We start from the raw sequence: 10,611 nt of genomic DNA, 5'->3' as shown, positions 1-10,611 counted from the left end.
ATCTTAGGCGCCCCGTTAAACCACGCTGGCCGCTGCAAGAGCGGAACCATAGGTAGCCGTTACCCAAAAAACGGATATGTACTCCGAGCCAAAAGCCGGACCCATTTCAACACCTCTTATGGTCATTTATGGAAAAGTCAAAGTATCGAAAAGCAGGATTGGCCCTGGTGTTGACCGTCGCAGCGGGCCTGATTATCTACACCGTGCAGGCCCCGGCAGACGCGCCGCAATACCTGACCGCCACCGCCGAACGCAGTGACATCGAAAACGCTGTCCTGGCCACCGGCTTGCTCGAAGGCGTCAAGCAGGTCGACGTCGGCGCCCAGGTCTCCGGCCAGCTCAAGTCCTTGAAGGTAAAGGTCGGCGACAAGGTCAAGAAGGGCCAATGGCTCGCCGAAATCGACCCGTTGATCCTGCAAAACACCCTGCGCAAAGCCGAGGTCGACGAAGAAAACCTCCAGGCCCAACGCCGCGCCACCGCGGCGCAACTCAAGGAAACCAAATCCGTCTACGAACGCTACCAGGGCCTGCAAGAGGACGAATCCGTGTCCCGCCAGGACTTCGAAACCGCCGAGTCCAACTACGAAGTGCAACGCGCCAACCTGATGTCCCTCGACGCCCAGATCAAAAGCGCCCACATCCAGATCGACACCGCCAAGATCAACCTGGCCTACACCCGCATCGTCGCGCCGATCGATGGCGACGTGGTGGGCATCGTCACCCAGGAAGGCCAGACCGTGATCGCCAGCCAACTGGCGCCGGTCCTGCTCAAGCTCGCCGACCTCGACACCATGACCGTCAAGGCCCAGGTCTCCGAGGCCGACGTGATCCACATCAGCCCCGGCCAGCAGGTGTACTTCACCATCCTTGGCGAGGCCGACAAACGCTACTACGCCAAACTGCGTGGCACTGAACCTGCGCCGCAAAACTTTCTCGAAACCCAGACCGCCGGCACCCCAAAACAAAATACCGCGGTGTTCTATAACGCCCTGTTCGACGTGCCCAACCCCGACCACCGCCTGCGCATCGCCATGACCGCCCAGGTGCGGATCGTGCTCGACACCGCCAAGGCCGCACTGACCGTGCCGGTGGCCGCACTCGGCCCGCGCAATGCCGACGGCAGCTTCCCGGTGCGGGTGCTGGACGCCAAGGGCAAGGCCAACACGCGGCAGGTGCAGACCGGCATCAACAACAACGTCAAGGTGCAGATCCTCGATGGCCTGGCCGAAGGCGACAAGGTGGTGATCGGCGATGCATCGCCCGCCGTGGCGGGGGGCTGATTGATGACTCAGCCACTGCTGGAGCTTAAAGGCATCGTCCGCAGTTTCATGGCCGGCGACCGCGAATTCATTGCCCTCAAGGGCATCGACCTGACCATCTACGCCGGGGAAATGGTGGCGATCACCGGGGCCTCGGGTTCGGGTAAATCTACCCTGATGAACATCCTCGGTGGCCTCGACTACGCCACCGCCGGCAGCTACAAGATCAATGGCATCGAAACCCGCACCCTGGGGGATGAGCAACTGGCCGAACTGCGCCGCGACTACTTCGGTTTTATCTTTCAGCGTTACCACTTGCTGGCGCACTTGAGCGCGTTGCACAACGTGGAAATGCCGGCGATTTATGCCGGTACGCCGGAAACCGCCAGGCACAGTCGGGCAGGGGAGTTGCTGGCACGCCTGGGTTTGTCGGGGCATTTGACCCATCGGCCGAGCCAGCTTTCCGGCGGCCAGCAACAGCGGGTGAGTATCGCCCGGGCCTTGATGAATGGCGGCGAAGTGATCCTCGCCGACGAGCCCACCGGGGCCCTCGATACCCATAGCGGCAAGGAAGTGATGCGCATCCTGGCCGAGCTGCATGCCGCCGGGCACACGGTGATCATCGTCACCCATGACCCGAAAGTCGCGGCCAATGCCCAGCGGATCATTGAGGTGCGCGATGGCGAGATTGTCAGTGACCGCGCCAATCAGAGCGTCGGCCTCGACCTGCCCACCGAAGCGCCCATCGAGCCCAAGCACAGCGGTGCGCGCAAATTGGTGGCGAGCCTCGGGCTGTTCAAGGAGGCCTTCAACATGGCCTGGGTTGCGCTGATTTCCCATCGCATGCGCACCTTGCTGACCATGCTCGGCATTGTCATCGGCATCACCTCGGTGGTGTCGATCTCGGCCATCGGTGAAGGTGCCAAGCGCTATGTGCTCAAGGACATCCAGGCCATTGGCAGCAACACCATCGACATCTTTCCCGGCAAGAGTTTCGGTGACAGCCGCGCCTCGGCCATCGAGACATTGTTGCCGTCGGATGTGGAGGCGCTGAACCAGCTGTATTACGTCGACAGCGCCACGCCGGTGGTGGGGCGCAACCTGTTATTGCGCTACGGCAACATCGACCTGGATGCCCAGGTCAATGGCGTCAGCGACCGCTACTTCCAGGTCAAGGGCCTGAAGCTCGAAGCCGGGATAACCTTCAGCGAAAGCGACGCCCGGCGCCAGGCCCAGGTGGTGGTGATCGACCACAACACGCGCCATCGGTTGTTCGGGCCCGGGGTGGATCCGTTGGGCCAGGTGATCCTGGTGGGCAGCCTGCCGTGCACGGTGATCGGGGTGACGGCGGACAATAAAAACATGTTCGCCGCCAGCAAGGCGTTGAACGTGTGGGTGCCGTATGAGACGGCAGCGGGGCGGCTGTTGGGCCAGCGTCATCTGGACAGCATCACCGTGCGCATCAAGGACGGCCAGCCGAGCAAGGTGGTGGAAGAGAACGTCACCAAGCTGATGTTGCAGCGCCACGGCACCAAGGATTTCTTTACCAACAACCTCGACAGCATCATGCAGACGGTGCAGAAAACCAGCCGTTCCCTGGCGCTGCTGTTGTCGTTGATTGCGGTGATTTCGTTGTTGGTGGGGGGCATCGGGGTGATGAATATCATGCTGGTGTCGGTGACCGAGCGCACCCGTGAGATCGGGATTCGCATGGCGGTGGGCGCGCGGCAATCGGATATTCGCCAGCAGTTCCTGGTAGAAGCGGTGATGGTCTGCCTGATTGGCGGGATGATCGGCATATCGCTGTCATTCGCCATTGGCTATCTGTTTTCGTTGTTTGTGAAAGAGTGGGAAATGGTGTTTTCCCTGGGGTCGGTGGTGACGGCGTTTGCGTGTTCGACGTTGATCGGGATTGTGTTCGGGTTTGTGCCGGCGAGGAATGCGGCGCGGCTGGATCCGATTGAAGCCCTGGCCCGGGATTAATCTGGATAGATGATCAAAATGTGGGAGCTGGCTTGCCTGCGATGGCGGTATGTCAGCTTATAGGTATGCTGGCTGACACACCGCCATCGCGGGCAAGCCCGCTCCCACATGTGTCCTGCGGTGTTCTAGAGCGTTGCGTTTTCTTCTGTGGCGTACATCCAGCGCATCAACGAATGCCGGCCACTGATGCCCATCTTGATCGCCGCCCGCTTGAGGTAGCTCTCGATGGTGTTGACCTTCAGCGCCAACTGCTCCGCCAGTTCCGGCGCGGTACGCCCGGCCAGCAACCCCACGCACACCTCCAGCTCACGGCTGGACAGGGCCAACCCCGATTGCGCGAGGCGTTCTTCGAAGCGTCGGCGCAAGGTGTCGATGCCGGGTTGCTGCGGCGCTTCACTGTCGGGGCCGCTGGGGTGCAGGGCGCTGATGTGCTTTTCAACCATCGGCAGCAGCAAGGAGGAGAAGTCTTGCAGGATGATCCGTTCCTGCTGGGAAAAGCTTTCGGAGGGGTTCGAGCGATACACCGACAGCACGTAGCTGACGTCATCCTTGCGCCGGGTCAGGTGCAGCTGTGCGGCGGCCTGGGCTTCGTCGAGCCCGGGCACCGTGTCGGTGTACACCGGGCTGATCCCCAGCATTCGCGAGCTGCCGGCCTTGCGCGGCGCGTGTTCCCTTGGACTCACGGGCATTTGGGTGATGTGCGTGGCGTCGACTGCCAGTTGGGTGAGGATCAGGTCATGCAGCATGCGCGGGAAATGTCGGCTGCCGGTGCTGGCGATGACCTTGCCAATGTGGGGGAACAGGTGTGAGTTCATCATTTCATCCATGAGTTTCAAGGAGGGCGGCGTACAGGGCAGTGATCTCCATGACTGCCGCCTCGTATGCTAGTACAGGCTTTCGCAAACGGGCCAATGAATGGATCAAATTTTTTGCAGTGCAGGGCGCAACGGGAAAAGCCCGACCTTTTCAGGCCGGGCTATTGGTAAACGTCGCGCCTGGTTGTGAATTTACCTCAAGCGTGATGAACGTTTTGCTGCACAACCCTGGATTTCGGTTTCAGGGCACAGGCGTGCAGTGCCTGCTCAACGTCCGCCAACAGATCGGCGACATCCTCAAGACCCGCCGAGAGCCGCACCAGTCCTTCGGAAATCCCGTGGTGGGCGCGTTGTTCCGGGGTGTAGGTGGAGTGGGTCATGCTGGCCGGGTGCTGGGCCAGTGACTCGGCATCCCCCAGGCTCACTGCCCGGGTGAACAGCTTGAGGGCATTCATGAAACGCCGGCCCATCTCGATGCCGCCCTTGAGTTCAAACGCGATCATGCCGCCGGATTGTTTCATCTGCCGGGCGGCCAATTCGTATTGGGGGAAGGAGCGCAAGCCGGGGTAGGTCACCCATTCCACCAGGGGATGAGCCTGCAAGGCTTCGGCGATGGCCAGGGCGTTGCTGCAATGACGGTCCATGCGCAGGGCCAGGGTCTTGAGGCCGCGCATCAGCAGGGCCGCGTCCTGGGGCGACATCACCGCGCCGGTCAGGTCCTTGAGCCCTTGCAGGCGAATGCGCTGGGCTAGGGCCTGGCTGCTGACGGCGATACCGGCAGTGATATCGCCGTGGCCGCTGAGGTATTTGGTGGCCGAGTGCACCACCACGTCGGCGCCCATTTCCAGCGGGCGTTGCAGGTAGGGCGTGCAGTAGGTGTTGTCCACCACCACGGTGATGCCGGGTTGTTGGTGGGCGATGTTGGCGACGGCGGCGATATCCACCAGTTGCAGGTTGGGGTTGGCCGGGGTCTCGAAATAGATCATGCGCGTGGCCGGGTTGATGGCCTCGCGCAGGGCGACCAGGTCGGTGAGGTCGACGTGGCGGACCTTGATGCCGAACTCGCCGATGCCGTGATGCAGCAGGGCGAAGGTGCAGCCGTAGAGGGTCTGGCTGACGATGATTTCGTCACCGGGGCGCAACAGGGTCCAGAACGTCGCGGCAATCGCGCCCATGCCGGAGCTGAAGGCTACGGCGGCTTCGCCGTTTTCCAGGGTGGCCATGCGCGATTCCAGCAGGGCCAGGGTGGGGTTGGAGATGCGGGTGTAGAAGTGCCCGTTTTCTTCACCGGCAAAGCAGGCGGCACCGTATTCGGCGGTGGGGAAGGCGAAGGTGGCCGACAGGTAGATCGGTGGCACGAGAGCGCCGTGGTGGTCCTGTGGGTCGTAGCCGTGGTGGATGGCACGGGTGGAAAAGCCGAACGTATTGTGTTTATTTTTCATGGTCGGACGCTCCTTATTTCCTACAATGCTATGCTTATAACGGCGGCCGAACGTTCCATAGTTTGCTGGGAAAACCCGGTAGATTGGGATGAAAAACAATAAAAATGACGTTTTGAGGCAAGATATGCCCATTCATCTGGATCGGACTGACAAGGCACTTTTAAACGCCTTGCAGGGCAATGCGCGGTTGACGGTGGCGGAGTTGGCGGAGCGGGTGTCGCTGACCACTTCGCCATGTTGGCGGCGGGTGAAGAACCTCGAGGACAGCGGGGTGATCGGGGGGTATCAGGCGATCCTGTCACCCAAGGCGCTGGGGTACGGGGTGACGGCGTTTGTCAGCATCATGATGGACACGCACTCGCGCGAAGTGGCCCGGGCGTTTGAGCAAAGGTTGCTGGAGATTCCCGAGATTGTGGCGTGTCATAACGTTTCGGGGCGGTATGATTTTTTGTTGGAAGTGGTGGCGAAGGATCTGGAGTCGTTTGGGGAGTTTGCCCGGGAGGTGTTGCAGGGGTTGCCGTGTGTTAAGGAGATTTACTCCAGTTTCTCGTACAAGTCGGTTCGGCCGTTGCGGGTGATTCCGCTTCCTGAGTGATTGACGGTGTACATATCCGTTGCTTCGGTAACGGCCACCTATGGTTCCGCTCTTACAGCGGGTCACTTTTGGCAAACGCCCGGAATGCCGGCCCAGCCAAAAGTAACCAAAAGGTCTTTGCCCCACCACTCGGTGCCTCGCTTAGGCTCGGCATGCCCGCACTCCGGCCCGATTCCGCGGGCCGCTCCACCGTGCCTACTTGCGGCCATCGTGGTTAACGGGGCCCGCAGATCAAAATCAAAAGCAAGAGCACAGCGGCCTACCGGCCGGCTTGAGTGTTAAAAGCAGAGGCAAGATCCAGAGCGAAAACAAAGCTGCTTTTCTGTGGGAGCTGGCTTGCCTGCGATGCAGACACCTCGGTGCATCAGGTACACCCAGTTGATGCTATCGCAGGCAAGCCAGCTCCCACATTTGACCGTGCCCGCTTTAGATTTTGATTTTGCTCTTCAACACTCAAGCCGGCCGGTAGGCCGCTGTGCTTTTGCTTTTGATCTTGATCTTAGGCGCCCCGTTAAACCACGCTGGCCGAACGCAGGCTTTGGAGCGTGGGTAACCCGGCAGGACGCCGGGTTAGCCGCGCTGGGCCAAGGATGGCCCATCGCGGCGGCCCACGGTCCAAAGCCGGAGTGAGGGCACACCGAGCCTAGGCGAGGTGCCGAGTGGTGGGGCAAGAGCGTTTTGCTTACTTTTGCGCTTTTCAAAAGTGAGCCGCTGTAAGAGCGGAACCCTAAGTGGCCGTTACCTAAATAACGGATATGCCCCCAACCCCAACCCCAACCCCAACCCCAAAGCCACATACGTCATCCAACGTATTCCCCGCCCAACCCCATCCCCGCGAGACTGCTCCCGACAGCCAAGCCACCTCCGGGAGCACCTCGATGACCGACACCCTGATCAAAGTCGACCTCAACCAACCCGTCACCGAAAACGAGCAAATCCACAACCGTTGGCACCCGGACATCCCGATGGCCTGTTGGGTCAAACCCGGCGATGACTTCATCCTCGAAACCTACGACTGGACCGCCGGCGCCATCAAGAACAACGACGACGCCAGCGACGTGCGCGACGTCGACCTCTCCACCGTGCATTACCTTTCCGGCCCAGTGGGCGTAAACGGCGCCGAACCCGGCGACCTGCTGGTGGTCGACCTGCTCGACATCGGCGCCAAAGCCGACTCCCAGTGGGGTTTCAACGGCTTCTTCTCCCGCCAGAACGGCGGCGGCTTCCTCACCGACCACTTCCCCAGCGCGCAAAAAGCCATCTGGGATTTCAAGGGCATGTTCACCAGCTCTCGACACATCCCGGGCGTGAACTTCGCCGGCCTGATCCACCCTGGCCTGATCGGCTGCCTGCCCGACCCGGTGATGCTCGCCGACTGGAACCGTCGCGAGCAGGAACTGATCGACACCAACCCGACCCGCGTCCCACCCCTGGCCAACGCCCCGCTGGCCGCCACCGCACACATGGGCAAACTCAAGGGCGCGGCCCGTGACGACGCCGCCGCCACCGGCGCCCGGACCGTGCCGCCCCGTGAGCATGGCGGCAACTGCGATATCAAGGATCTGTCCCGCGGTTCGAAGATCTATTTCCCGGTGTACGTCAACGGCGCCGGCCTGTCGGTGGGGGACTTGCACTTCAGCCAGGGCGACGGCGAAATCACTTTTTGCGGCGCCATCGAAATGGCCGGCTGGGTGCACATGAAGGTCGAGCTGATCAAGGGCGGCATGGCCAAGTACGGGATCAAAAACCCGGTGTTCAAGCCAAGCCCGATCACCCCGAACTACAAGAACTACCTGATCTTCGAAGGCATCTCCGTCGACGAACAGGGGCAGCAGCACTACCTGGACGTCAATGTCGCGTACCGCCAGGCCTGCCTGAATGCGATCAACTACCTGACCAAGTTCGGCTACTCGCCGGCCCAGGGTTATGCGTTGCTCGGCTCGGCGCCGGTGCAGGGGCATATCAGCGGCGTGGTGGACATCCCCAACGCTTGCGCGACGTTGTGGCTGCCCACCGAAATCTTCGAGTTCGACATCAACCCCAACGCTAACGGCCCGACCCGATTCCTCGACGGCAGCATCGACCTGCCCATCGCACCGGACCTGTAGCCATGCCGACCTATGAATATGCCTGTGAGTCCTGCGGCACCTTCACGATGCTGCGGCCCATGGCCCAGCGTCACGAACCCAGCCAGTGCCCGTATTGCGACGGCCCGGGCGGGCAGTTGCTGCTGTCGGCACCGGCGCTGACCACGCTGTCGGCCAATCAGCGCAAGGCGATTGCCGGTAACGAGCGCAGCGCCCATGCGCCGCAAACCGTCGGCGAGTATCAGGAGGCGCGCAAGCACCCGGCGGGCTGCAGTTGCTGTGGCACCCGCAAGCCGGTGGTGCCAAGCAAGGCCAACCCGCTGGGGCTCAAGACCAGGACCGGGCCACGGCCCTGGATGATCAGTCACTGACCGAGGAGATTTGCAATGCGCCATGGCGACATATCCAGCAGCCCGGACACGGTCGGCGTTGCTGTCGTGAACTACAAGATGCCGCGCCTGCACAGCAAGGCCGAGGTCATCGATAACGCGAAGAAGATTGCCGAGATCATTGTCGGCATGAAGCAGGGTTTGCCCGGCATGGACCTGGTGGTGTTCCCCGAATACAGCACCATGGGGATCATGTACGACCACGACGAGATGATGGCCACCGCCGCGAGCATTCCCGGCGAAGAGACGGCGATCTTCTCGGCGGCCTGTCGCCAGGCGAATACCTGGGGCGTGTTTTCCCTGACTGGTGAGCGCCATGAAGAGCATCCCCACAAGGCGCCGTACAACACGCTGGTGTTGATCAACAACCTGGGAGCGATCGTCCAGCGCTATCGCAAGTGCATTCCGTGGTGCCCGATCGAGGGTTGGTACCCGGGCGACCGCACCTATGTATGCGACGGGCCCAAGGGCATGAAGGTCAGCCTGATCATCTGCGACGATGGCAACTACCCGGAGATCTGGCGCGACTGTGCAATGAAAGGCGCCGAGCTGATCGTGCGTTGCCAGGGCTATATGTACCCGGCCAAGGAGCAGCAGGTGCAGATGTCCAAGAGCATGGCCTGGGCAAACAACTGCTACGTGGCGGTGGCGAATGCGGCGGGGTTCGACGGGGTGTATTCGTACTTCGGGCACTCGGCGATCATTGGTTTTGATGGCCGCACCCTGGGGGAGTGCGGCGAAGAGGAAATGGGCATTCAGTACGCCCAGCTGTCGGTGTCGCAGATCCGCGATGCGCGGGCCAATGATCAGTCGCAGAACCATCTGTTCAAGCTGCTGCACCGTGGCTACACCGGCATGCACGCTTCGGGCGACGGGGACAAGGGCGTGGCGGATTGTCCGTTCGAGTTCTATCGCACCTGGGTGCTGGACGCGCAAAAGGCCCGGGAAACTGTCGAGGCATTTACCCGCAGCACCGTCGGTGTCGCCGAATGCCCGGTGGGGCAGTTGCCCCATGGCGGTAAAGAAAAAACGGCGGGTTGAGGCATGCGGTTTACCTTTGAACCGGCTCAGGTCATGGCCTTGCTACGCAGCCGCATCGTTGGCCAGGACGCGGCCCTGGCCCAGGTGGAAGGCTTGCTCAAGGTGGTCAAGGCCGATATCGGCGAGCGCGAGCGGCCGTTGAGCGTCAACCTGTTCATGGGGCCGACCGGGGTCGGCAAGACGGAAATCGTCCGACTGCTGGCGCAGGCCTTGCACGGGCGTGCCGACGGGTTCTGCCGCATCGACATGCACACCCTGGCCCAGGAGCATTACGCCGCGGCCTTGACCGGGGCGCCGCCGGGTTACGTCGGCAGCAAGGAAGGCATCAGCCTGTTCAACAGCGAACTGATCCAGGGCAGCTATAGCCGCCCCGGCATCGTGTTGTTCGACGAGTTGGAAAAGGCCAGCCAGGAAGTGGTGCGCAGCCTGTTGGGCATTCTTGAAAACGGCCAACTGACGCTGGCGGGTGGCGCTCGCACGCTGGACTTTCGCAACAGCCTGATCTTCATGACCAGCAATATCGGCGCGCAACAGGCGCGTCGCCATCGACAGCGATTTACCCCGTTGCGCTGGTTGAGACGCGGGGAGGCGGCGGTGTTGGAGGACGCCTTGCACAGTCACTTCGAGCCGGAGTTTCTCAATCGCATCGACCGTATCCTGATGTTCGAGCCCATCGACCATCAATGGCTTGAAGCGCTGCTTGAGGTGGAACTCGGCAAACTCAATCAACGCCTGGCGACGCAGCAGCGGTCACTGGTGCTGGATGAGTCGGCACGGGCGTGGTTGTGCCGCGACCATGACGTACGCTTTGGTGCCCGCGCCTTGGGCCGCCGATTGCGGGTGGAACTTGAGCCGGCGATTGCCGAATGCGTATTGCGCGACCCGGGTGTGGGCCCCATGGGCGCGACTGTCGACAGTGATCGTTTGGTGGTTTCGCAACAAGCGGCTTGCAACAAATAAATTCCAGGCTAATATAACCCGGGTAAAACAATATATTCCG

9 protein-coding genes are annotated in these 10,611 nt (G+C 61.5%); 7 read left to right on the top strand and 2 right to left on the bottom strand.

All coding sequences use genetic code 11. The features are described from left to right. Positions 1-128: 128 nt before the first annotated feature. A complete protein-coding gene (macA, locus tag LIY45_RS23240; protein ID WP_226477739.1) occupies positions 129-1,280 on the top strand; it encodes a macrolide transporter subunit MacA in 1,152 nt (383 codons plus the stop codon). 3 nt (positions 1,281-1,283) lie between these two features. Continuing rightward, positions 1,284-3,242, top strand: coding sequence for a MacB family efflux pump subunit (locus LIY45_RS23235; RefSeq protein WP_226477738.1), 1,959 nt, complete (start codon positions 1,284-1,286; stop codon positions 3,240-3,242). 125 nt (positions 3,243-3,367) lie between these two features. On the opposite strand, the gene LIY45_RS23230 is transcribed toward LIY45_RS23235, so the two are convergent. Together LIY45_RS23230 and LIY45_RS23225 are read right to left on the bottom strand one after the other, a co-directional pair. Continuing rightward, a complete protein-coding gene (locus tag LIY45_RS23230; protein WP_226477737.1) occupies positions 3,368-4,069 on the bottom strand; it encodes a helix-turn-helix transcriptional regulator in 702 nt (233 codons plus the stop codon). 185 nt (positions 4,070-4,254) lie between these two features. After that, the gene (locus LIY45_RS23225) at positions 4,255-5,499 is read right to left on the bottom strand and encodes a methionine gamma-lyase (RefSeq protein WP_226477736.1); all 1,245 of its coding nucleotides are present in this window, start codon (positions 5,497-5,499) and stop codon (positions 4,255-4,257) included. 124 nt (positions 5,500-5,623) lie between these two features. Between LIY45_RS23225 and LIY45_RS23220 the strand changes: the two genes are divergently transcribed. The 5 genes from LIY45_RS23220 to LIY45_RS23200 all read left to right on the top strand — a co-directional run bounded on the left by LIY45_RS23220 (position 5,624) and on the right by LIY45_RS23200 (position 10,571). After that, positions 5,624-6,094 carry an Lrp/AsnC family transcriptional regulator gene (locus LIY45_RS23220; protein WP_017479794.1) on the top strand — a complete coding sequence of 157 codons (471 nt, stop codon included), beginning with the start codon at positions 5,624-5,626 and terminating at the stop codon, positions 6,092-6,094. 878 nt (positions 6,095-6,972) lie between these two features. Then, on the top strand, positions 6,973-8,202 hold the full coding sequence (fmdA, locus tag LIY45_RS23215; RefSeq protein ID WP_226477735.1) for a formamidase: 1,230 nt from the start codon (positions 6,973-6,975) through the stop codon (positions 8,200-8,202). Between the two features lie 2 nt (positions 8,203-8,204). Then, positions 8,205-8,552, top strand: a complete 348-nt coding sequence (locus tag LIY45_RS23210; RefSeq protein ID WP_226477734.1) for a zinc ribbon domain-containing protein — start codon at positions 8,205-8,207, stop codon at positions 8,550-8,552. Between the two features lie 15 nt (positions 8,553-8,567). Next, entirely contained in the window at positions 8,568-9,611 is a 1,044-nt protein-coding gene (locus LIY45_RS23205) for an aliphatic amidase (RefSeq protein ID WP_226477733.1), read from the top strand. A gap of 3 nt (positions 9,612-9,614) precedes the next feature. Then, positions 9,615-10,571: an AAA family ATPase gene (locus tag LIY45_RS23200; RefSeq protein ID WP_226477732.1), complete on the top strand. Its 957-nt coding sequence runs from the start codon at positions 9,615-9,617 to the stop codon at positions 10,569-10,571. Positions 10,572-10,611: the final 40 nt, after the last annotated feature.

This window comes from Pseudomonas sp. MWU16-30323 (genome assembly GCF_020515595.1).
In the GTDB taxonomy this organism is placed as follows: domain Bacteria; phylum Pseudomonadota; class Gammaproteobacteria; order Pseudomonadales; family Pseudomonadaceae; genus Aquipseudomonas; species Aquipseudomonas yamanorum.
Note: the sequence above shows the minus strand (reverse complement) of the source record. Positions and strands in the feature narration are given on the sequence as shown.